Annotated in this window: 17 protein-coding genes, 1 tRNA gene and 1 pseudogene; 11 read left to right on the top strand and 8 right to left on the bottom strand. The window is 72.8% G+C overall.

Going from position 1 to position 21,001, the window contains the following annotated elements; all coding sequences use genetic code 11:
• Positions 1 to 29 precede the first annotated feature (29 nt).
• Positions 30 to 2,150, bottom strand: coding sequence for a S9 family peptidase (locus tag H7H31_RS17745; protein WP_187060562.1), 2,121 nt, complete (start codon positions 2,148 to 2,150; stop codon positions 30 to 32).
• A 70-nt stretch (positions 2,151 to 2,220) separates the two neighbouring features.
• Here H7H31_RS17745 and H7H31_RS17750 point away from each other — a divergent pair, with 70 nt between their 5' ends.
• Positions 2,221 to 3,066 carry a class I SAM-dependent methyltransferase gene (locus H7H31_RS17750; protein ID WP_187060563.1) on the top strand — a complete coding sequence of 282 codons (846 nt, stop codon included), beginning with the start codon at positions 2,221 to 2,223 and terminating at the stop codon, positions 3,064 to 3,066.
• Positions 3,067 to 3,179: 113 nt separating this feature from the next.
• On the opposite strand, the gene H7H31_RS17755 is transcribed toward H7H31_RS17750, so the two are convergent.
• The gene (locus H7H31_RS17755; protein WP_187060564.1) at positions 3,180 to 4,421 is read right to left on the bottom strand and encodes a beta-ketoacyl-[acyl-carrier-protein] synthase family protein; all 1,242 of its coding nucleotides are present in this window, start codon (positions 4,419 to 4,421) and stop codon (positions 3,180 to 3,182) included.
• 665 nt (positions 4,422 to 5,086) lie between these two features.
• On the opposite strand from H7H31_RS17755, the pseudogene H7H31_RS34010 reads away from it, so the two are divergent.
• A pseudogene (locus H7H31_RS34010) lies at positions 5,087 to 5,317 on the top strand (3-oxoacyl-[acyl-carrier-protein] synthase III C-terminal domain-containing protein); the annotation flags it as partial.
• 284 nt (positions 5,318 to 5,601) lie between these two features.
• Here H7H31_RS34010 and H7H31_RS17765 read toward each other — a convergent pair.
• Both H7H31_RS17765 and H7H31_RS17770 read right to left on the bottom strand, forming a co-directional pair.
• Positions 5,602 to 5,675, bottom strand: a tRNA-Pro gene (locus tag H7H31_RS17765).
• Positions 5,676 to 5,913: 238 nt separating this feature from the next.
• Positions 5,914 to 6,855 (bottom strand): metallophosphoesterase, encoded by a 942-nt coding sequence (locus H7H31_RS17770; RefSeq protein WP_187062841.1) that lies wholly within the window; start codon positions 6,853 to 6,855, stop codon positions 5,914 to 5,916.
• A gap of 77 nt (positions 6,856 to 6,932) precedes the next feature.
• Here H7H31_RS17770 and H7H31_RS17775 point away from each other — a divergent pair, with 77 nt between their 5' ends.
• Entirely contained in the window at positions 6,933 to 7,397 is a 465-nt protein-coding gene (locus H7H31_RS17775) for a GatB/YqeY domain-containing protein (RefSeq protein ID WP_187062842.1), read from the top strand.
• Positions 7,398 to 7,628: 231 nt separating this feature from the next.
• Here H7H31_RS17775 and H7H31_RS17780 read toward each other — a convergent pair whose 3' ends face one another.
• On the bottom strand, positions 7,629 to 9,923 hold the full coding sequence (locus tag H7H31_RS17780; protein ID WP_187062843.1) for a transglycosylase domain-containing protein: 2,295 nt from the start codon (positions 9,921 to 9,923) through the stop codon (positions 7,629 to 7,631).
• 386 nt (positions 9,924 to 10,309) lie between these two features.
• On the opposite strand from H7H31_RS17780, the gene H7H31_RS17785 reads away from it, so the two are divergent.
• A complete protein-coding gene (locus H7H31_RS17785; protein WP_176162621.1) occupies positions 10,310 to 10,663 on the top strand; it encodes a WhiB family transcriptional regulator in 354 nt (117 codons plus the stop codon).
• 789 nt (positions 10,664 to 11,452) lie between these two features.
• Here H7H31_RS17785 and H7H31_RS17790 read toward each other — a convergent pair.
• Both H7H31_RS17790 and H7H31_RS17795 read right to left on the bottom strand, forming a co-directional pair.
• A complete protein-coding gene (locus H7H31_RS17790; RefSeq protein WP_187062844.1) occupies positions 11,453 to 13,060 on the bottom strand; it encodes an ArsA-related P-loop ATPase in 1,608 nt (535 codons plus the stop codon).
• Between the two features lie 457 nt (positions 13,061 to 13,517).
• Positions 13,518 to 14,495, bottom strand: a complete 978-nt coding sequence (locus tag H7H31_RS17795; RefSeq protein WP_187062845.1) for an ArsA family ATPase — start codon at positions 14,493 to 14,495, stop codon at positions 13,518 to 13,520.
• 72 nt (positions 14,496 to 14,567) lie between these two features.
• On the opposite strand from H7H31_RS17795, the gene H7H31_RS17800 reads away from it, so the two are divergent.
• From H7H31_RS17800 to H7H31_RS17825, 6 genes are all read left to right on the top strand, one after another.
• Positions 14,568 to 14,729 carry a DUF4177 domain-containing protein gene (locus H7H31_RS17800; RefSeq protein ID WP_176162618.1) on the top strand — a complete coding sequence of 54 codons (162 nt, stop codon included), beginning with the start codon at positions 14,568 to 14,570 and terminating at the stop codon, positions 14,727 to 14,729.
• Positions 14,726 to 15,193: a RidA family protein gene (locus H7H31_RS17805; protein WP_187062846.1), complete on the top strand. Its 468-nt coding sequence runs from the start codon at positions 14,726 to 14,728 to the stop codon at positions 15,191 to 15,193. Before H7H31_RS17800 ends, H7H31_RS17805 begins: the two co-directional genes overlap by 4 nt.
• A 273-nt stretch (positions 15,194 to 15,466) precedes the next feature.
• Entirely contained in the window at positions 15,467 to 15,826 is a 360-nt protein-coding gene (locus H7H31_RS17810) for a helix-turn-helix domain-containing protein (protein WP_197996006.1), read from the top strand.
• Positions 15,827 to 15,897: 71 nt separating this feature from the next.
• Complete coding sequence (locus H7H31_RS17815) at positions 15,898 to 16,308, top strand: VOC family protein (protein ID WP_187062848.1); 411 nt, start codon at positions 15,898 to 15,900, stop codon at positions 16,306 to 16,308.
• Between the two features lie 421 nt (positions 16,309 to 16,729).
• Complete coding sequence (locus tag H7H31_RS17820) at positions 16,730 to 17,707, top strand: NUDIX hydrolase (RefSeq protein ID WP_232109923.1); 978 nt, start codon at positions 16,730 to 16,732, stop codon at positions 17,705 to 17,707.
• The gene (locus H7H31_RS17825; RefSeq protein WP_187062849.1) at positions 17,704 to 18,534 is read left to right on the top strand and encodes an MBL fold metallo-hydrolase; all 831 of its coding nucleotides are present in this window, start codon (positions 17,704 to 17,706) and stop codon (positions 18,532 to 18,534) included. Before H7H31_RS17820 ends, H7H31_RS17825 begins: the two co-directional genes overlap by 4 nt.
• A gap of 575 nt (positions 18,535 to 19,109) precedes the next feature.
• On the opposite strand, the gene H7H31_RS17830 is transcribed toward H7H31_RS17825, so the two are convergent.
• Entirely contained in the window at positions 19,110 to 19,784 is a 675-nt protein-coding gene (locus H7H31_RS17830; RefSeq protein ID WP_030027155.1) for a Crp/Fnr family transcriptional regulator, read from the bottom strand.
• Between the two features lie 274 nt (positions 19,785 to 20,058).
• On the opposite strand from H7H31_RS17830, the gene nth reads away from it, so the two are divergent.
• The gene (gene nth / locus H7H31_RS17835; RefSeq protein WP_187062850.1) at positions 20,059 to 20,883 is read left to right on the top strand and encodes an endonuclease III; all 825 of its coding nucleotides are present in this window, start codon (positions 20,059 to 20,061) and stop codon (positions 20,881 to 20,883) included.
• Positions 20,884 to 21,001: the final 118 nt, after the last annotated feature.

The raw sequence follows: 21,001 nt of genomic DNA on the forward strand, positions 1-21,001 counted from the left end.
CGCCCAACCGTCCCGTAAGCAGCCCGGCGCTACGAGCCGGCGACAGTGGCCGGGTCTGAGGCGGCGCTTCCCGTGGACCCGTCCGAGGCGCTGGCCGGGCCGACGGTGTCAGCCGTGGAGTTCGGCTGGCCGTCGCGCCCCAGGTGCCGCTCCGCGAACGCTATTTCCATCCGCACCTGCTTGATCCGTTCCTCCACGACGAGGGAGCCGTGCCCGGCGTCGTACCGGTACACCTCGTGCACCGCGCCGCGCTGCTCGAGCCGGGTGACGTAGTTCTCGACCTGGCGGATCGGGCAGCGCGGGTCGTTCACGCCGGCCGAGATGTAGACCGGCGCCCGGACCTGGTCGACGTAGGTGAGCGGGGACGAGGCCGCGAACCGCTCGGGCACCTCCTCCGGGGTCCCGCCGAGGAGCGTGCGGTCCATCGCCTTCAGCGCCTCCATCTCGTCGTGGTACGCCGTGACGTAGTCGGCCACCGGCACCGCGGCCAGGCCCACGGCCCACACGTCGGGCTGGGTGCCGAGGCCGAGCAGCGTCAGATAGCCGCCCCACGAGCCGCCGCTGAGCACCAGCCGCCGCGGGTCGGCCAGCCCGGAGGAGACGGCCCACGCGCGCACCGCGTCGATGTCCTCCAGCTCGATCAGCCCGACGCGGTGCTTGAGCGCGTCGGTCCAGGCCCGCCCGTAACCCGTCGAGCCCCGGTAGTTCACCCGCACCACCGCGTAGCCGTGGTCCACCCAGGCGGCCGGGCCGGCCGCGAACGCGTCGCTGTCGTGCCAGGTCGGCCCGCCGTGGATGTCGAAGACGGTGGGGAACGGTCCCTCGCCCGCCGGGCGTTGCACCAGCGCGTGCACCGGGCCGGCCGGGCCCTCCACCCACGCGTCCTCCACCGGCACCGAGTCCGGGGCGCGGCTGAGCCCGCCCGGCAGCGGCGGGGGTTCCAGGACGACGCGGCCGGTCGTCGAGCGGACCTGCGGGGGGTGCTGGGCGGACGACCACAGGAACTCCACCGAGCCGTCGGGCCTGGCCGTCGCGCCCGAGATGGTGCCCTTGGGCGTCTCCACCCGCGACAGCTCGCCGGAGGCCAGGTCGTATCGCCACAGCTCGCTGCGCGCCTGGTAGCTGTGGTCGACGAGCAGGGCTGTGCCGTCCGGATACCACTCGGCGCCCACGTCACCGGGCAGGTCGATGGTGAGCGCGCGCTCCTCGCCGGTGAGCGGGTTCCAGATCATCGGCTCCCACCGACCGCTCCGCTGGTGGCCCACGAGCAGCCGCGGGTCGCCCGACACCGGAGCGAAGCCCAGCACCGCGAGTCCCAGCTCCTCGGCGCCGCCCTTGGTGTCGTCCAGCTCGGCGACGGTGGTGCCGTCCAGGCGCACCACCCGGATCGCCGAGTGCATCGCGTCACCGTGCTCGGTGTGCTCGATGGCGATCAGGGTCGAGTCGTGCGAGAGGTCGCCGACACCCGCCGACTGGCGGTGTCGGTAGATCTCCACGGGGGCGGGGCCCCGGCCCCCGCCCGGCTCGACGTCGGCCGCGCCCGCCGCCTCGGGCCGGGCCGCCAGAGTGCCCGTGCCCGTGCTGGCACCGGTGCCGCTCGCCGCGCGAGCACCCCGTACGACGTGGATGACCGAGCCGTCCTCGTCCGTGGAGCGGCCGATGACCGCCGTGCCGTCCAGGCCGAGCGCGAGCCCCGCCGGGTAGGAGGCCGCGAGGCCAGGCACGGCCGGCTCGTCGGGCCCGCCCGTGAACGGCTGCCGCTGCCATATCCCGAACTCGTCCCCGTCGGTGTCGGAGAACCACCAGATCGACTGGCCGTCGGGGGACAGCACGCCGTCCGTCGTACCGTTCGGCCGGTCGGTCACCTGGCGCTGCTCGCCCGTGGTGCGGTCCCAGGCGTACAGCTCGTACGTCCCCGTGGCGTTCGAGACGAACAGCGACCGCTCGGGCGCGCCCTCCGCCCAGTCCGGCAGCCCCACGCGCGCCGCGCGAAACCGCTTCTCCCAGTCCGGCCACTCCGCGCCCACGGCGCCGGCCGCACCCGCTGCCCGGCCGCCGCTACCCTCCCGGTCGCCGCGCTCCGCGCTCCCGCCCGTGCTCCCGTCCGCCTGGCCGGCACCGCCCCGCACCGCTTCGCTGCTCTCAGTCATGACCCCATTCTGCGCCGACCGACCCACAACTCGCTGGCGAGCCTTTCTGCCTGTGGATAACCTCCCGGGCATGGCACATCTCCCTGCCCCCGATGACTGGCGAGAAGCGAACCGCGCCATGTGGGACGAGCGGGTTCCCATCCACCTGACCAGCGACTTCTACGACCTCGACGCCTTCCGCGCGGGCAGGGACCCGCTGTGCGATTTCCAGGCCGACGAACTCGGCGACGTCACCGGCAAGAGCGTCCTGCACCTCCAGTGCCATATAGGTCTCGACACCCTCTCCCTCGCCCGCCGTGGCGCGTCCCACGTCGTCGGCCTCGACTTCTCCGCGCCGGCCGTGGAAGCCGCCCGCGACCTCGCCGCCGAGCTGGGCTACGGACCCGACCGCGCGTGCTTCGTCGCGGCCGACGTCTACGACGCGGTGGAGGCCGTGCCGGACACCGCGTACGACATCGTCTACACGGGCATCGGCGCGCTGTGCTGGTTGCCCGACATCGTGCGCTGGGCGGAGACGGTCGCGGCCCTCGTCGCGCCGGGCGGCTTCCTCTACCTCTCCGAGTTCCACCCGCTGGTGGACGCGCTCGACGAGGCGACCGCCAGCCGCATCGCGTACGACTACTTCAACCGCGAGCCATGGATCGACGAGACCCCCGGCACGTATGCCGACACCACCGCCCCGACCAGCTGTAACCGTCGAGTGGAGTGGCAGCATCCGCTGGGCTCGGTGATCAGTGCCCTGGCCGCCGCGGGGCTGCGCATCGAGTTCCTGCACGAGCACGACATGACGCTCTTCCCGCGCTTCGGCTCGCTCCAGCCCGAGGCCGGCACCCCGTACTACCGGCTGCCCCCCGACCAACCGCGCGTCCCCCTGATGTACTCGCTGCGCGCCTCCAAGCCACCGACGCACCACTGACCGCCGGCGGGCGGCGCTCCGTAGCCACCCCGCGCCGTCCGCCCCCGTGCGCCGGCGCCGCCGCGCGCCGCACTCCCCGGGGCCCAGGGCTGAGGCCCGGCACATCCACCCCGTCACTCGGTCGTGAAGAGCAGCACCGCGTTGTGGCCGCCGAAGCCGAACGAGCAGGTGATCGCGGCGGACATCGCGGCGCGGCGCGGTGCGCCGGCGACCACGTCCAGCTTGTGGTCCCCGTCCTGGTGGCCGAAGTTGGCGATCGGCGGGATCACCTGGTGCTCAAGGCTGAGGACCGTGTACGCCGCCTCAAGCGCCCCGGCGGCGCCGAGGGCGTGCCCGACGACGCTCTTGGGCGCCGTCACCGGCGGCGGGTGCTGCCCGAACACCCGGCTCAACGCGGCTGCCTCGGCGGCGTCGTTGAGGCGTGTCGAGGTGCCGTGCGCGTTCACGTGCCCGATCTCGTGCGGCGCGCACTCCGCGTCCCGCAGGGCGATCCGGATCGCACGTGCCGCGCCACTGCCGTCCGGGAGCGGCGCGATGGGGTGGTGGGCGTCGCTGGTACCGCCGTAACCGCGCAGGAGCGCGCGCACCCGGGCTCGGCGCGCCCGCGCGCCGGCGTACCGCTCCATGACCAGCACCGCCGCGCCCTCACCCAGTACGAACCCGTCGCGGTCGGCGTCGAAGGGACGGCTGGCCAGCTCCGGTTCGGCGGTCCGGCGGGACAGCGCCCGCAGCCGCGCGAAGCACGTGGCGCTCATCCGACAGCAGGCCGACTCGCTCCCGCCGGCGAGCACGACGTCGCACGCGCCCCCGCGCAACAGGTCCCGGGCCACGCCGATGGCGGTCGCGCCCGACGCGCAGGCACTGGCGGTGGTGAAGCCAGGCCCGCACGCCCCCAGGTCCATCGCCACCTCCCCGGCGGCCATGTTCGGCACGCTGCGCGGCAGGGCCAGCGGCGACACACGGTCCGGCCGATCGTCGTTCAGCTCGCGGAACTCGGCGGTGTACGTGTGCAGGCTGTTGGACCCGACACCAAGCACCACGCCGACCCGCTCGCCGTCCCACGCGCCGGGGTCGAGCCCCGCGTCGGCCACCGCCCGCCGCGCCGCGGCCACCGCGAACTGGCTGAACCGGTCGGTACGCCGCGCCCACCGCGCGCCCAACTCCGCCGCGGCGTCGAACCCGGGCACCCGACAGGAGAAGTCGACCGGCAACCCCGCGAGTTCCGCGTCGTACGCGGCGACCGAACGCCCCCGACACAACCCGGCCCAGTTCGCCTCGGGCGTCAGCCCGACAGGCGAAAGCACCCCGAGCCCCGTCACGGCGATGTCGGCGGTCCGCGCCGTGGCGACACCCATCGTTCTCCTCACGGACCGCTCCCTCGGCGTTGGCGCGCCCACCGCCCGGAGCGGGGGAGACGGTGCGCGGCCACATCCTCAACGCGTAGGACTGTGCCAGATCAGGCACCCGGTGCGGCCTTGCCGACGTGCGCCATCTGGGGGAGAACGACGTTCGACGCCACACGGCTACGGCGCTCCGCCCTACCCCACCCGACAGAGGCGGCGCACGGGCCGCCGACGCATGCCGCGGGCGCGCCGCCCACGCCGCGCCCGTGCGTCGCGCGCCCCCGAACCCCGGGGCTCCGGCCCCATCCAAGCAGGACCGGTTCGGTACGGGGGGAGGCCGGGCCCGCGCCTCACGGCCGAGGAGGCGAGCCAGGGCCCGTCGGGTGCGCGCGGCGGAGGCAGGGTCGGCGAGGAGCTGAATTCCCTGGTCGGAGGCAGCCCCCGGGGAAGACCTCGCGCTCGGTCTCGACGTAGTCGATCCAGGCGTCACAAGCTGCCCACAACCGGGGGAGCCCGGGCCGCTCGCGTCGCGCCCGGCCCACACCGTCCGAGCGAAGACCACTGACGCCCCGCCCCCGGCGCGGCCTACGCCCTACGGGCGTGCGCGGCCCGGCGTGCCCCCTGATGATCGGCGCCGAGGAGATGTCCGACGCCACCGACTGGAGCGGCCGTCGCCCACGCACCAGGCCGACCTCCGCATCATCGAGACCGTCACACGCCAACTCGGCCTGCCCGACGATGTGATCGTCGCCAAGGACGCCATCGACTCCGGCAACATCTCGGCCGCGTCAGTTCCGTTGGACCCTCGCCAAGCTCGCCGAGCGCGGCGACCTCCCCTCCGGCCCCCGTGTCCTGCTCTTCGCCTTCGGCGGCGGCCTCTCTTGGCGGGCCAGGTCGTCACCTGCCCGTCAGTGTGCGCACGGCACGCCGCCAGCCGTACCTGCCTTCAGCGCTCCGGGCGGACTGTGTTCCCCTGGCTGGGCCGCCCCCGCTCCCCCGCCGCCGTATCCGGCTGTCGCTACTCGGGGCGCCCTTCGACGCGAGGGCTGTCGGGTTGTTGGCTTCGAGATGCAGGACTGTCGGGGAGGAGAGTCGACCGAGGTCGTCTCCGCGTTTCTCCCTAACGATCACCGATAACGAGTCAGGGCCACCGACTCGCGTGAGTCAGTGGCCCTGATCTGCTACTTCACAGTCGGGGTGGCGGGATTTGAACCCACGACCTCTTCGTCCCGAACGAAGCGCGCTGCCAAGCTGCGCTACACCCCGAAGCAACGAGCTCTACTTTAGCGGACCCGCCGCCGTAGACGAAATCCGGTTCCGAAGCCCCGTCCGGCCCATCCCCGGCCCCCACCCACCGGGCCGACCTGGGCCGACGCACGGCGTGCGGAAGCCGGGGTCGGGGCGGGACGGGGCACAGTCAACGATCAGCGCCGGCCCCACCGCCCCCGTGAGCCGCATCACCGCGCCCACCATTGCACCCCACCCCACCCTTCCCCCGCCGCCCCTACCCCTCCCGCGGAGTCAAGGTCAGCAGGGTGGCCTCTGGCGGGCAGGCGAAGCGGATGGGGGTGTAGCGGTTGGTGCCGCAGCCGGCGGAGACGTGGAGGTAGGAGCGGTTGCCGCCGGCGCGGTGGGTGGACAGGCCCTTGACCCGCTCCGTGTCCAGGTCGCAGTTGGTGACCAGGGCCCCGTAGAAGGGGATGCAGACCTGGCCGCCGTGCGTGTGGCCCGCGAGGATCAGGGGGTAGCCGTCGGCGGTGAAGGCGTCCAGGCTGCGGAGGTACGGGGCGTGGACGATCGCCAGGGACAGGTCGGCGTCCGTCTCCGGGCCGCCGGCCACCTTCGCGTACCGGTCGCGCTTGATGTGCGGATCGTCCAGGCCGGTCAGGGCGATCTCGAAGCCGTCCAGCTTCAGCCGTCCCCGGGTGTTGGACAGGCCGATCCAGCCCGCCGCGTCGAACGCGTCCCGCAGCTCCTCCCACGGGTTGTGCACCGCGCCCACGACCGGCGGGTTGCCGTTGAGGCCGTGCCGGCCGCTGGCCTTCTCCAGCAGGTAGCGGGCCGGGTTGCGCAGCTTGGGGCCGTAGTAGTCGTTCGAGCCGAAGACGTACGTGCCGGGGAACTCCAGGAGCGGACCGAGGGCGTCCAGCACCTCGGGTACCGCCTCCGGGTCGGAGAGGTTGTCGCCGGTGTTGACCACGAAGTCGGGCCGCAGCCCGGCCAGCTTCTGGAGCCAGTGCCGCTTCTTGCGCTGCCCTGACACCATGTGGATGTCGGAGACCTGGAGCACCCGGAGCGGTTCCGCGCCCGGTGGCAGTACCGGGACGCTGACGCGTCGGAGCCGGAACGAGCGGGCTTCGAAGCCCGCGGCGTAGGCCAGGCCGGCCGCGCCGACTGCCGTGATTCCAGCGGTGATTCCCAGGGGTGCTCCGTATCGCGCGCGCATGATCCCATCGTCGCAGAACCCGCGGCACCCCTGAAATCACAGGGCGCCCGGCCCGGCCTCCTGGCAGACTCGACGGCATGACCACGCTCAAGACCAGGCTTCAGGACGACCTCACCGCAGCCATCAGGGCCCGCGATGAGCTGCGCTCTTCCACGTTGCGGCTCACCATCACGGCCATCACCAAGGAGGAGGTCGCGGGCGAGACCGCCCGCGAGCTGTCCGATGCCGAGGTGGAGAAGATCATCGCGCGCGAGGCGAAGAAGCGTCGCGAGGCGGCCGAGGCGTTCGCCGATGGCGGTCGGGCGGAGTCGGCGGAGCGGGAGCGCGCGGAGGGCGAGGTGCTCGCCGAGTACCTGCCCAAGCAGCTCACCGACGACGAGCTGAACGCGCTGGTCAGCGAGGCGGTCGCGGAGGCCAAGGCCGCCGGGGCCGAGGGCCCGCGCGCGATGGGCGCCGTGATGAAGATCGTGAACCCGAAGGTCGCCGGCCGGGCCGAGGGCGGCCGGGTGGCCGCCGCGGTCAAGCGCGCCCTGGCCGGCTGATCCGGCGCCTCGTAGGGAGCGAGTAGGGGCCCCGCGCCCGGCGGACCCCGCGCCCGGCGGGCCCCTGCCCGCCGGGCCCCCGCCGGGCGGGAGGCGCGCGGCGGGGGCGCACGGGGGAACCGCGTACGCGGGAGGGGGCGGGCGGCGCAGCAGCGCCACCCGCCCCCTCCCGTAGTAGTACGACGGACCCCGCCGTACTACCGCTACCGCTACCGCTCCGCCCCGGCTCGCCTAGCCGAAGTCCGGCCAGCCGCCGTTGCCGTTGCCACCGCCGTTACCCCGGCCGCCGTTGCCTCGGTCACCGCTGTCGCCGTCGCCGCCGCCGATCACGCCCGGCGGGATGGTGATGTCGGGCCACGGGTCGTCGTCGCCCTTGTCGCCCCCGGGGCGCGCCGGCTTGTGGGGCTTACGCGGCTTGTCGTCGTCGCCGCGTCCCGGCTTCTTCTTTTTCTTCTTGTCGGGGTCGTCGATGCGCACGGTCTTGAAGCCGGGCGCCGGCTTGCCCTCCAGCGCGCCGCTCATCGCGTCCTTCCAGATCGGACCCGGTGTGTCGGCGCCGAACACCTTCTCGTGATGGACGCCACCGATCGTGATGTCCACCATCTCGACGTCCTTCGGACCGGGGCTGCCGACCCACACGGCACCCGCCATGTTCGGCGTGTACCCGACGAACCAGGCGGCCTTCCGCTCGTCCGTCGTACCCGTCTTGCCCGCGCTGGCCCGGCTGCTCAGCCCCGCCTTCCTGCCGGTGCCGTCCTCGACGACGCCGCGCAGCAGGGTGTTGATCGTGTCGGCCGTCTTGGTCGACATGGCCCGCGAGCAGGTCGACTCCGGCACCTTCAGCTTCTTGCCGCCCGGCCCGGTGATCGAGTCGATGAAGACGGGCGTGCAGTAGACGCCCCGGTTGGCGAAGGTCGCGTACGCGTTGGCCATGGTCAGCGGGGACATGCCCTCACTGCCGAGGGTGACGGACGGCACCTGCTTGATCTTGTCGCCACTCGCCGGGTGCATGCCCATCTTGGCGGCCAGCTCGGTGACCGGGCAGACGCCGATCTCGCTGATCAACTGGACGAAGTAGGTGTTGACCGACTTCGCGGTCGCCTCCGGCATCCGGTACGGGCCGACCTCGCCGCGATTCTCGTTCGCCACGGTCGCGGGATCGTTCTTGTCGTTACGCCAGTGGCCCTTACACGTGGCCACCGGGCTCGGGTACTCCATCTCGTACGGCGACGAGTACTCCTGGTGCGGCGGCTTGCCCTTCTCCAGGGCCGCGGCAGCGGTGATCGGCTTGAACGTCGAACCAGTCTGGAAGCCGAAGTTCGAGCCGCCCATCGTCCGGTCGGCCGACAGGTTGATCTGGGTCTCGTTGTCGCCGAAGCCGTACGGCCGCGACTGCCCCATCCCGATGACCCGGCCCGAGCCCGGCTCGACCAGCGTGACGGCGGTGGCTACCGAGTCCGTCTGGTAGACGTGATCGGTGATCGACTTCTGCACGGCGTTCTGTGCCTGCGGGTCGAGCGTCGTACGGATGGTCAGGCCGCCCTGGTTCCAGCGCTTGGCCCGTTCCTTGGACGTCTTGCCGAAGATCGGGTCGGTGAGGAAGGACTGGCGCACGTAGTCGCAGAAGAAGCCGGCTCCGCGGACGGCGGTGATGCAGCCGTTCTTGGGCTTGCTGACCTTGAGGCCGAGCGGCTTCTTGCGTGCGGCCTCGGCCTGCTGCGGCGTGATGTCCTTCACGTCGGCCATGCGCTTGAGCACCATGTTGCGTCGTTTGGTCGCTTCGCGCGGATCGTTGACCGGGTCGTACCGGCTCGGCGACTGGACGAGACCGGCGAGCAGCGCCGACTGCTCCAGGTTGAGGTCCTTGGCGCTCTTGCTGAAGTAGCGCCGGGCGGCGGCCTCCACGCCGTACGCCTGCTGCCCGAAGAACGTGATGTTCAGGTAGTTCTGCAGGATGCGCTTCTTGCCCAGCTCCTTCTCGACCTGGATCGCGTACTTCAGTTCCTTGATCTTGCGGCCGATGCTCTGCTCGGTGGCGGCGGCGAACTTGCCCGAGTCGTTGCCGGCCTCTTCGATGAAGACGTTCTTCACGTACTGCTGGGTGAGCGTGGACGCGCCCTCGGAGACGCCGCCGGACTGCGCGTTCTTGTTCAGTGCGCGCAGCACGCCCTTGAGGTCCACCGCGCCGTGCTCGTAGAAGCGCGCGTCCTCGATGGCGACGATCGCCTTCTGCATGTGCGGGGAGATGTCCGCCAGGTCCACCACGGTCCGGTCGCGGGAGTAGATCTTCGCGATCTCGTTGCCCTTGACGTCGAGGATCGTGGTCCGCTCGCTGAGCGGCGGCGTCTTCATGTTGGCCGGTATTTCGTCGAAGCCTTCGACGGAACCCTTGGCCGCCAGGCCGAGCACACCCGCCGCGGGCAGCGCGATGCCCGCCAGCACGGCTCCGGCCAGCACGCTGACGCCGAGGAACTTCGCGGCCTGCTGGGTCGTCGTGAGACCTCCGCCGGAGCGCTTCTTTCCCATGGAGGCAGCCTACGTTCTCATTCGCCGGACAGGCGCCCGCCTGTTCGCATACGCTGTTTCTCGCCAGCCCCAGTCGTACGCTGCCGCAACACCTCAGCTGTCACTCCAGTGAGTGATGAGACCTGTCCGCATTGTCGGTAGGTGTCGCGAGATTGCCCCAAATGTTGAGGGGAATCTGCACTGCATTGTCGGAAAAGACGTCAATGTCGTCAGGTCACTCCGTTGGGTGATCTGCCGCGTACGCATAGTCCGTTCGGGCCATTCAAGATTGGGCCCGCAGGGGGTGTTGCGCCCTGCCTGCCTTCCGTAACGTCCTCAACTGGCGACGGTGAATATGCCGTTTGTCGCCGTGGGGGAGCCTCAATTCGGGAGAGGACGGCGCCAGCATGGGCTGGGTAACCGACTGGAGTGCGCAGGCAGCCTGCCGCACTACCGATCCGGATGAACTTTTCGTACAAGGCGCGGCGCAGAACAGGGCCAAGGCCGTCTGCACCGGTTGCCCGGTGCGCACGGAGTGCCTCGCGGACGCGCTGGACAACCGCGTCGAGTTCGGCGTGTGGGGCGGCATGACCGAGCGGGAGCGGAGGGCGCTGCTGCGCCGCCGCCCGACGGTCACGTCCTGGCGCAGACTCCTGGAGACCGCGCGCACGGAGTACGAGCGCGGCGCGGGCATCCTGCCCGTCGGCCTCGATGACGACGAGTACGACCACTACGACAGCGACTACGCGGCGGTCGGATAGCCGCTGGCGGACCGCGACCGCCCTACGGGGCACACCCTTTCGGTCGTCTCGCACGCGCGCTCACCTGGAGCGTTGCCACCGAGCCGATCCCTGCCGCCGGGCACCGTGACAGCCTCGACGAGCGAGGCCCCTCGGCCCGGTGCGGCGCGTGGAGTCGCCCTGCGACATGCGGGCATGCCGCGCGTTGGTCCTCCTTCGCGTTCCTGTCGAGCCGTCACGCCGCGTCCCCCTGGCGTCATACGGCCCGGTCGGCGGCGCGCGCCACGCTGACGACCCCGGGGCTCGTCGCTCGCGTTACCCCTTGTCGTGTTGCCACGCGGCATCGCTGCCCCCGTCGTGGCGCGCGTGCGTGCCTGCCGTTGTTCGCCCAGCGGGAGCTGCTGCCTGGGCCCTGAGCGGGCGGTGCCGGTGGTCGCGGTGGCCGGCTGGGAAGTTCGTCGGCCGGCGCGCGTTCCGCCGGGGAGCGCCGGCCTGGGTGGTGCGCGACAGTGGCTGGAAATGAGTCTGACATGCCGGGCATAGCGCGCCTTTTGCCGATCGGCCGGCTAGCGGTTCCGCAGCCCGTCGCCGCTCGACCACCTTGTGGTTCGCCTGTCCGCGCGCGCCGCCAGGTGCTCCGTGCCGCTGTCCTGCCTTGCGTACAGCCCACCCGACGCCGTGTGTGGGACACGCCCTGGCGGCGAGGTCCGGGGCGCATCGGTCCGGCGCCGAACGGAGCCCACCCTCGCCAGACCCGTTCCCTGGTCAGGGCGCGCCGGGACACGAGCCGGGCGGAGCCGGGCGCGTTGTTCAGGAGCGCTGTGCCGCCAGGCGGTCGCCCACCGCGCGCAGGCCGACCAGGTCGTGAACGTCGCCCGGGAGCGCCGCGACCTCGGCCACCGGGACCTCCGGGTGCAGGGCGGTGAAGCGGTCCCGCGTGCGCTGTTCGCGCGCGAGCAGCGACATGCGCTCCGCGTGCAGCAGGAGGAGCCCCGCGGCCAACTGTTCGGCGCTGGCCCTGTCGGGGTCGCCGTCCGTGGCTGGGGTGGCCGCGGCGGGCTCGGTCGCGGCGGCGGTCGCCTCCGGCGAGGTCTCCGGGGGAGTGGTGGCCTCGATGTCGGTGGCGGCGGCCGGGTCGTCCGATCCTGCGGCGGGCGCGCTGGGTGGGGTCTGCGGTGTGGTGGTGGCGTGCGGCCCCTCGTCGTGGGCCGGGGCGCCGGTGGGGTCGGCGCGCTCGGCCGTGTCGTGCGGTGTGCGGGTCGTGGGCGAAGACGAACTGCCTTCCCTCTGCCCGGTAGGACGATCCACAATGCCGCCGACTGGCAGATTTTCCGTTGAGTTGACCGGTGCCGACTCGTCCGCAGGCTCCCCGCCGGACCCGGAGGCCCCATCGATCTCATCGGTCCCGATAGTCCCGTCGGCCGTGCGGGAGTCCCCCTCGGTGGCCGTGTCGTCCGGGGTGCCCGTGCCCGCCGCGGCGGCCTGCAGGCTCTCCGCCACCGCCAGCGCCCGCTCGGCCGACAACTGCGCGGCACCACTGCCGTGCACCCGGTTCAGCACGAGGCCGGCCAGCGGCATCCGCTCGGCGGCCAGCCGCTCGACGAAGTACGCCGCCTCGCGCAGCGCGTCCCGCTCCGGGGCGGCCACGACGAGGAAGGCGGTGCCGGGGGCCTGGAGCAACTGGTACGTGGCGTCGGCGCGCGTACGGAAGCCGCCGAACATCGTGTCCATGGCCGCCGCGAACGTCTGCACGTCGCGCAGCAGTTGCCCGCCGAGAAGCTTGCTCACCGTGCCGGTCATCATCGACATGCCGACGTTGAGGAACTTCATGCCCGCCCGGCCACCGACCTTCGCCGGGGCCATCAGCACCTTGATGAACTTCCCGTCGAGGAAGGAGCCAAGGCGTTTGGGCGCGTCCAGGAAGTCGAGCGCCGAGCGGCTCGGCGGGGTGTCCACGATGATCAGGTCCCACTCGTCGCGGGCGCGCAGCTGGCCGAGCTTCTCCATGGCCATGTACTCCTGCGTGCCGGCGAACCCGGCCGACAGGGACTGGTAGAAGGGGTTCCGCAGGATCGCGGCAGCGCGTTCGGCGTCCGCGTGCGCCTCGACGAACTCGTCGAAGGTCCGCTTCATGTCCAGCATCATGGCGTGCAGTTCGCCGCCGGCCGTGTCGTCGATGCCCTTGACCTGGCGCGGGACGTTGTCGAGCGAGTCGATGCCCATCGACTGCGCCAGCCGGCGGGCCGGGTCGATGGTGAGCACGACCACCTTGCGACCCCGCTCGGCGGCCCGTACGCCCAGCGCCGCGGCCGTCGTGGTCTTGCCGACCCCGCCCGAACCGCAGCACACCACGATGCGGGTCCGCGGGTCGTCGAGCACCGCGTCGGCATCCAGCCGTGGCGCCGTGTCCATCGTCATGCCGCCTCCTGCCCGTACGCGCGCACGGCGTACCGACTCGCGCCGCGCGTGCGCGCCGCGTGCGTACCCGTCCCGTGCGCCCGTGCCTCGTCCGTACGCGCGCCGGGCGCACCCACGCCGGGGACGCCCGTCTCGTACGTGTTCGCCATGCGCGTGCTCGCGCCGTGCCTCTTCCCCGTCTGAGTCCGCGAGCCGCGCGTACTCGTGACGCGCGGCGGCGTGCCGGGTGGCCGCCTGTCGTGCCTGATGTGCTCGTCGCGCCTGATGGGCCCGTCGTGCCGGCTCGTGCTGGACGTGCTCGGGTCGTACGGGCGCGTGCCGCGCGCGCCCGGCGTGGGTCGGGCTCCGTCGCGCGACCCCGGGGTGTGCGCGTGCCCTCGCGTACGCGGGCGCGCCGTGCGGCGACCGCTGCCGGTGTACGGGACGGCGGTGAGCCGGAGCGTCGTGCGCCGGTTCGTCACGCCGGCCACTGCTTCCGCAGGTCGGCCGCGAGCCGGTACAGGCCGGCCAGGTCGACGCCGTTCGGGAGCATCTCCAACTCGTGCGTGGGGAGGTCGAGTTGGGAGAGTTCGGCGCGCTGGACACGCTCCAGGGAGACGCGTTCCGCGTGCTCGTGGGCCTGTTCCAGCAGCGGCTCGATCAACTGCTCGGCCCGTCCGCCGGCGTGCGCCGCGCCCAGACCGGCGCGCGCGAGAACCTGGGTGATGCCGGCGCGCTCCTGGGTCGCGGCGATGCCGACGGCCGCCGCGTCCAGCACCGCGGGCCGCACCATGTTGATCACCACGGCTCCGGTCGGCAGGCCCGCTCCGCGCAGCTCGGCGATGCCGTCCATGGTCTCCTGGACCGGCATCTCTTCCAGCAGCGTCACCAAGTGCACCGCCGTCTCGGGCGACTTGAGGACCCGCATCACGGCCTGCGCCTGGTTGTGTATGGGCCCCACCCGGGCCAGGCCCGCGACCTCGTCGTTGACGTTGAGGAACCGGGTGATCCGCCCGGTCGGCGGGGCGTCCATGACGACCGAGTCGTACGCGAAGCGGCCGTCCTTGCCCTTGCGCCGCACGGCCTCGCACGCCTTGCCGGTCAGCAGCACGTCCCGTAGGCCGGGGGCGACCGTGGTGGCGAAGTCGATGGCGCCGATCTTCTTGAGGGCGCGGCCCGCGCTCCCCATCTTGTAGAACATCTGGAGGTAGTCGAGCAGGGCCAGCTCGGGGTCGATGGCCAGCGCGTACACCTCACCGCCGCCCGGCGCGACGGCGATCTTGCGCTCCTCGTACGGCAGCGCCTCCGTCTCGAAGAGTTGGGCGATGCCCTGTCGGCCCTCCACCTCCACCAACAGCGTGCGCCGACCCTCGGTGGCGAGAGCCAGCGCGAGTGCCGCGGCGACCGTGGTCTTGCCGGTGCCGCCCTTGCCACTAACGACATGGAGCCTGCTCACATCTGTGAGCCTAACCAGTCCCCTTTCGGGCTACGCACGAGGCTCCCGGGGAGAGGCATTACAGTCGGCACCATGACCAAGTGGGAATACGCGACCGTGCCGCTGCTCGTACACGCGACCAAGCAGATTCTGGACACCTGGGGCGAGGACGGCTGGGAGCTCGTCCAGGTCGTTCCCGGCCCGAACAACTCCGAGCAGCTCGTGGCCTACCTCAAGCGGGAGAAGGGCGCGTGAGCGCCGTCGAGCGGCGGATCGCCGAACTCGGACTGACGCTGCCCGAGGTCGCCGCGCCGCTGGCCGCGTACGTCCCGGCGGTGCGGACGGGGTCGTACGTCTACACCGCGGGCCAGCTCCCGCTGGTCGAGGGCAAGCTGTCGATGACCGGCAAGGTCGGCGCCGAGGTGACGGCCGAGGAGGCCAAGCAGCAGGCTCGGATCTGCGCGCTCAACGCCCTGGCTGCCGTGAAGTCGCAGGTCGGCGACCTGGACCGGGTGGTCAGGGTCGTGAAGGTGGTCGGCTTTGTCGCGTCGGCGACCGACTTCACCGGGCAGCCGGGCGTCCTGAACGGCGCGAGCGAACTGCTGCACGAGGTGCTCGGCGACGCGGGCGTGCACGCGCGCAGCGCGGTCGGCGTCTCGGTGCTGCCGCTGGACGCGCCGGTCGAGGTCGAGATCCAGGTCGAGGTAGCGGGCGCGTAGGACGACGGGTGGCTCCGCGAGACCTCTCGCGGAGCCACTGGTACGTCGTGGAAGTGAGCGGGCGCGCGGCCATCGGGCCGCGCGCCCGCTCGCGTGCCGGCTGACGGGCGGCGCTGGCGCCGGTGCGCGCGCCGGCTGCGGGTGCCGGCTCGGGTACCCGCTGTCGGGTATCCGCTGTGGGGTGCCCGCTGCTGACTTCGGCTCGGGTGCCGGTGCGCGTGGGCGTGGTGTGATGGCGCCGTGAGCCGCGCCGTAGAAGAGAGCAACCGCCGCATGTTGCGGGCCCGGGACGCGATGGACCGCTCGTACGCCCAGCCGCTGGACGTGCCGGCCCTGGCTCGTATCGCGCACGTGTCGCCGGCGCACTTCGCGCGCGTCTTCCGGGCCACGTTCGGCGAGACGCCGCACCGCTACCTCCAGCGCCGGCGCGTCGAGCGGGCGATGTTCCTGCTGCGGGAGACCGAGCGCAGCATCACGGACATCTGCTTCGACGTCGGCTTCGGCAGCTCCGGCACCTTCAGCCGTACGTTCCGCGACATCGTCGGCCAGTCGCCGCGGGCGTACCGCAAGCAGGCGGCGGCCACCGGCGTGCCGACCTGTTTCACGATGGCCTGGTCGCGGCCGAGCGACTGACGCGGCGGCCGTCCACGGAGTGAGCAGTTTTGGATAAGTTTTCGGCCGCCCCGCTCACTAACGTGATGGACATGTTCAACGCCATCACACATTCGCAGATATACGTTCTCGACCAGGACGAGGCCCTCGACTTCTATGTCGGCAAGCTCGGCCTCGAGGTCGCCGCCGACGTCGACATGGGTTTCATGCGCTGGCTGGCCGTCAGCGTCCCCGGCCACCCCGAGCGCCAGATCCTGCTGGAGAGGCCCGGCACTCCGGCGATGTCCGAGGAGACGGCGGCCCAGGTGCGCGACCTGGTGACCAAGGGGGCGATGGGCGGCTGGCTCATCTTCACCACGGAGGACTGCCGCAAGACGTACGAGACGCTGCTTGAGCGGGGCGTCGAGTTCACCGAGGAGCCCACCGAGCGCCCGTACGGCACGGACTGCGGCCTCCGCGACCCGTTCGGCAACCGCATCCGCTTCACCCAGCCGAAGGGCTGAGGGCGCGCGCTCCGGGGCCCCGACCGGGCCGCGCGGTGTGCGGTGGCCCGGGCCCGGCGCCTCGGCGGGGCCGGCACGCCGTACGCGGTGCGCCCGCGCGGACTGTCCTCGCCCACCCCCACAGTGCCCGGCACCCCACCACAGCGCCCGGCGCGCGCCCGACTCACTCGCGTACGCCCGACTCGACCGGACCCGGCCCCGGCCCGTCTCCGTGCGCCGGCGCACCTGACGCGCCCGCGCGCGGCCGTACCGAAACACCACCCACACCACCCGGCGCACTCGGGACCGGCACTCGTCCGAGGCGCGCCCCTGGTCGCCTCCCGGGCTCCACGGCCGGGTGAACGGACCCGCGGGGCCAGGCTTCATCCCGTCGTCACGGTTGCCTCTCGAACATCCGTGGACCAGCGCATAGCATCCGGCCATGTCCACTACGAATGGTCTGGGGTCCAGCACGTCGAAGGCCGTCGCGGAGCCGGGGGCCGGGGACGTGGCGCCGAGCGCCGCACAGTGGTACCCGCCGGAGTGGCCCGAGCGCATCCGGGCGCTGGCGAGCGGCGCGCTCGTGCCCGTCGAGCCGCGGCGAGCGGCGACCGTCCTGCTGCTGCGCGACACGGCGGCCGGCCCCGCGGTCTACATGCTGCGCCGCCGCGCCTCCATGGCCTTCGCCGGCGGCGCGTACGCGTATCCGGGCGGGTCCGTGGACGCGCGGGACGAGGAGCGCGACACCGGGTGGGCCGGCCCCTCGCGCGCGCAGTGGGCGGAGCGGCTCGGGACGGACGAGGGCACGGCGCAGGCCATCGTGTGCGCGGCGGTGCGGGAGACGTTCGAGGAGGCCGGGGTGTTGCTGGCCGGGCCCGACGCGCGGACCGTCGTCGCCGACACGACCGGCGACGACTGGGAGGCGGACCGCGCCGCGCTGGTCGCCCGCGAGCTGTCCTTCGCCGACTTCCTGGCCCGCCGCTCGCTCGTGCTCCGCTCCGACCTGCTCGGCGGCTGGGCGCGCTGGATCACCCCAGAGTTCGAGCCGCGCCGCTACGACACCTGGTTCTTCGCCGCCGCGCTCCCCGCCGGCCAGCGCACCCGGAACGCCTCCACGGAGGCCGACCGCACCGTGTGGATCAGGCCGCGGGAGGCCGCCGCCGGCTACGACCGCGGCGAGTTGCTGATGATGCCGCCGACCATCGCGACGCTGCGCGAGCTCATCCCGCACGCCACGGCCGCCGCCGCGCTGGCCGCCGCGGCCGACCAGGACCTGACGCCCATCCTGGCCCGCGCCACGCTGCGGGACGGCGAGATCGAGCTGAGCTGGCCGGGGCACGAGGAGTTCACCCGGCACGTCACACCCGACACATCGACCACGCCACCCCCTCCCGCCGCCACGGACGGAGCCAGCGCATGACCAACGCAGCCGCACTTCCCGGCCAGCCGCGCGGCGGCGCCATCGGTGGCCCGGCCACCGCCCGGGCCCACTGCGTGCTCGCGCCCAACCCGTCGGCCATGACGCTCGACGGCACCAACACCTGGATCGTGGCCGAGCCGGACTCGGACCTCGCCGTCGTCATTGACCCGGGGCCGCTGCACGAGGGGCACCTCGCCAACGTCGTGGCCACCGTCGAACAGGCCGGCCGCCGGGTCGGCCTGACGCTGCTCACACACGGCCACGCGGACCACGCCGAGGGCGCGTCCCGGTTCGCCGAGCTGACCGGTACCCGCGTGCGCGCCCTCGATCCGGCGCTGCGCCTCGGCGACGAGGGGCTGGCCGGCGGCGACGTGGTCACCACCGGCGGCCTGGAGCTGCGCGTCGTGCCCACGCCCGGCCACACGTCGGACTCGCTCTCCTTCCACCTGCCGGCCGACGGCGTGGTGCTCACCGGGGACACGGTGCTCGGCCGCGGCACGACGATGGTGGCCCACCCGGACGGGCGGCTCGGCGAGTACCTCGACTCGCTGCGCCGGCTCCGTTCGATGACCGTGGACGACGGCGTGCACACGGTGCTGCCGGGGCACGGCCCGGTGTTGGCCGACGCGCGGGGCGCGATCGAGTACTACCTGGCGCACCGGGCCAGCCGGCTGGCCCAGGTGGAGACGGCCATCGAGAACGGTCACCGCACCGCGTCCGAGGTCGTCGCGCACGTGTACGCCGACGTCGACCGCTCGCTGTGGCCCGCGGCCGAGCTGTCCGTCCGCGCCCAGCTTGAGTACCTGGGCGAACGCGACCTGATCTGATCTGCCCGTTGACGTGGCCTGGCCTGGCCTGGCCCGCTCCCAGCGCTCGCCGCCACCGGGCGCGCCCCGTACGCGCGGGCGCACAGCGGGCTTGTGGGGCCGACCGCGCGCGGGCGCACGGGACCGTGCGGGAACGGCCGTAGCCGGCCTCCTACGGGCCGTACGGGCCGTACGGGCCGTACGGGCCGTACGGGGCTGCGTGGGCCGCTTGGTGCGGCTGGGTCATGTGGGGCCGCGCGGGTGCGTCGGGGCTCGTGAGGCACACCGGGCTGGGCGAGCGGTGCGGGGCGGCGTGGATCGACGGCAGCGGGGCGCGGCGGCATGGGTTGGTGTGCGGGGCGGGCGCAGTGTGGGGTGCCGCGTACGAAACGTGCGCACGCCCCGACGCGCGCCGGGGCGTGCGGGGCCGCCGCCGGGGCGGCTCAGGCCGGTAGCCCGCAAGGTGAGGTCCCGTTGCTCGGGAGTGCCGAGGCGCCGGCGTGCCGGCGCGCGTCCCGCGAGCCCGCGGACGCCGGGGTGGTGCGCCCGGCGCACAGCGGGCGGCCCGAACCAGTCGGGCCGCCCATGGCTGCGGGTCAGCGGCTGCGCTTGGCCAGCCGCTCGACGTCGAGCAGGATCACGGCGCGCGCCTCAAGGCGCAGCCAGCCGCGGCCGGCGAAGTCGGCCAGCGCCTTGTTGACGGTCTCCCGGGAGGCGCCGACGAGCTGGGCCAACTCCTCCTGCGTGAGGTCGTGAACGACGTGGATGCCCTCTTCGGACTGCACACCAAAGCGCCGCGAGAGGTCGAGCAGCGCCCGGGCCACACGGCCGGGGACATCCGAGAAGACCAGATCAGACATCTGGTCGTTGGTCTTGCGCAGCCGGCGCGCGACCGCGCGCAGCAGCGCCGTCGCGACCTCGGGCCGGGCGTTGAGCCACGGCTGGAGGTCGCCGTGGCCGAGGCCGAGCAGCTTCACCTCGGTGAGGGCGGTCGCCGTGGCCGTACGCGGTCCGGGGTCGAACAGCGACAGCTCGCCGATCAACTCGCCGGGGCCGAGCACGGCCAGCATGTTCTCGCGCCCGTCGGGCGAGGTGCGGTGCAGCTTCACCTTGCCGTCCGTGACCACGTACAGGCGGTCGCCGGGGTCCCCTTCGTGGAAGAGCGCATCACCCCGCGCGAGGGTGACCTCCCCCATGGAGGCGCGCAGCTCAGCGGCCTGCTCGTCATCGAGCGCCGCGAAGAGCGGGGCGCGCCGCAGAACGTCGTCCACGAGATCTCTCCTTGTCGACATGCACAGGGGACCGTGGTCTCCATGATGCCGGACGGTAAAACAGTGCGATCAATCACAAGTTTGACGCACCGACATCAAGGACCCTACGGCAGGGGTCCGATCGTGCAGTGGTTTTCCGGCGCTCGGGGCGGATGTCGGTGGCTGGCCTTACGCTGGCCGAGTGTCCAATACGCCGGTGAGAGCACAGGGCAAGGGGCCGGGAGGGCCCGCCGACGGAGGCAGGGGGAAACCGTCCGCATCAGGTAGTTCTGCTGTGAGCGAACGCTCTCAGCCGCCCGCCGCGAAAGCCGCCAAGGCCGCGAAACCGGGCAAGCCAGAATCGCGCCTCGCGCTGGTCCGCCGCGCCCGGCGGATCAACCGCGAGCTGGCCGAGACGTATCCGTACGCGCATCCGGAGCTGGACTTCGAGAACCCGTTCCAGCTCCTGGTGGCCACGGTGCTCTCGGCCCAGACCACCGACCTGCGGGTGAACCAGACGACGCCGGCCCTCTTCCGCGCCTACCCGACGCCCGAGGAGATGGCGGCGGCCGAGCCCGAGGCGCTGGAGCAGCTCATCCGCCCGACCGGCTTCTTCCGGGCCAAGGCGAAGTCGCTGCTCGGCCTGTCCGTCGCGCTGCGCGACCGCTTCGACGGCGAGGTGCCGGGCCGCCTCGAGGACCTGGTGACGCTGCCCGGCGTTGGCCGCAAGACGGCCAACGTGGTGTTGGGCAATGCCTTCGGAGTCCCTGGACTCACTGTGGACACCCACTTCGGGCGGCTGGTGCGGCGCTGGAAGTGGACGACGCGGGAGGACCCGGAGAAGGTCGAGGCGGAGATCGCCGCGCTGTTCCCGAAGAGCGACTGGACGATGCTCTCGCACCGCATCATCTTCCACGGCCGCCGCGTCTGCCACGCGCGCAAGCCCGCGTGCGGCGCCTGTCCGATCGCCCCGCTCTGCCCGTCGTACGGGGAGGGCGAGACCGATCCGGAGAAGGCGCGGAAGCTGCTGAAGTACGAGATGGGCGGCCAGCCGGGCCAGCGGCTGCGGCCTCCGGCCGACTTCCCGGGCCAGCCCGCCCCGCCGCTGGGGGCCGCGTGACGGACGGATCGGGAGACGCGGCGGCCCCCGGCGCGGGCGCCGCGCGCGGTGGGGGCCTCGCGGCCGGCGGCCCGGGACCCGGTGGCTCGCTGCCCGGACGCCCGGTGCCTGGCGGCGC

This window comes from Streptomyces buecherae (genome assembly GCF_014295035.1).
In the GTDB taxonomy this organism is placed as follows: domain Bacteria; phylum Actinomycetota; class Actinomycetes; order Streptomycetales; family Streptomycetaceae; genus Streptomyces; species Streptomyces youssoufiensis.

What these genes read in the sequence shown, in the direction of transcription:
- H7H31_RS17745 (WP_187060562.1), bottom strand. Translation starts at nt 2,150, where the DNA reads ATGACTGAGAGCAGCGAAGCGGTGCGGGGCGGTGCCGGCCAGGCGGAC.
- H7H31_RS17750 (WP_187060563.1), top strand. Translation starts at nt 2,221, where the DNA reads ATGGCACATCTCCCTGCCCCCGATGACTGGCGAGAAGCGAACCGCGCC.
- H7H31_RS17755 (WP_187060564.1), bottom strand. Translation starts at nt 4,421, where the DNA reads ATGGGTGTCGCCACGGCGCGGACCGCCGACATCGCCGTGACGGGGCTC.
- H7H31_RS17770 (WP_187062841.1), bottom strand. Translation starts at nt 6,855, where the DNA reads ATGCGCGCGCGATACGGAGCACCCCTGGGAATCACCGCTGGAATCACG.
- H7H31_RS17775 (WP_187062842.1), top strand. Translation starts at nt 6,933, where the DNA reads ATGACCACGCTCAAGACCAGGCTTCAGGACGACCTCACCGCAGCCATC.
- H7H31_RS17780 (WP_187062843.1), bottom strand. Translation starts at nt 9,923, where the DNA reads ATGGGAAAGAAGCGCTCCGGCGGAGGTCTCACGACGACCCAGCAGGCC.
- H7H31_RS17785 (WP_176162621.1), top strand. Translation starts at nt 10,310, where the DNA reads ATGGGCTGGGTAACCGACTGGAGTGCGCAGGCAGCCTGCCGCACTACC.
- H7H31_RS17790 (WP_187062844.1), bottom strand. Translation starts at nt 13,060, where the DNA reads ATGACGATGGACACGGCGCCACGGCTGGATGCCGACGCGGTGCTCGAC.
- H7H31_RS17800 (WP_176162618.1), top strand. Translation starts at nt 14,568, where the DNA reads ATGACCAAGTGGGAATACGCGACCGTGCCGCTGCTCGTACACGCGACC.
- H7H31_RS17810 (WP_197996006.1), top strand. Translation starts at nt 15,467, where the DNA reads ATGTTGCGGGCCCGGGACGCGATGGACCGCTCGTACGCCCAGCCGCTG.
- H7H31_RS17815 (WP_187062848.1), top strand. Translation starts at nt 15,898, where the DNA reads ATGTTCAACGCCATCACACATTCGCAGATATACGTTCTCGACCAGGAC.
- H7H31_RS17820 (WP_232109923.1), top strand. Translation starts at nt 16,730, where the DNA reads ATGTCCACTACGAATGGTCTGGGGTCCAGCACGTCGAAGGCCGTCGCG.
- H7H31_RS17825 (WP_187062849.1), top strand. Translation starts at nt 17,704, where the DNA reads ATGACCAACGCAGCCGCACTTCCCGGCCAGCCGCGCGGCGGCGCCATC.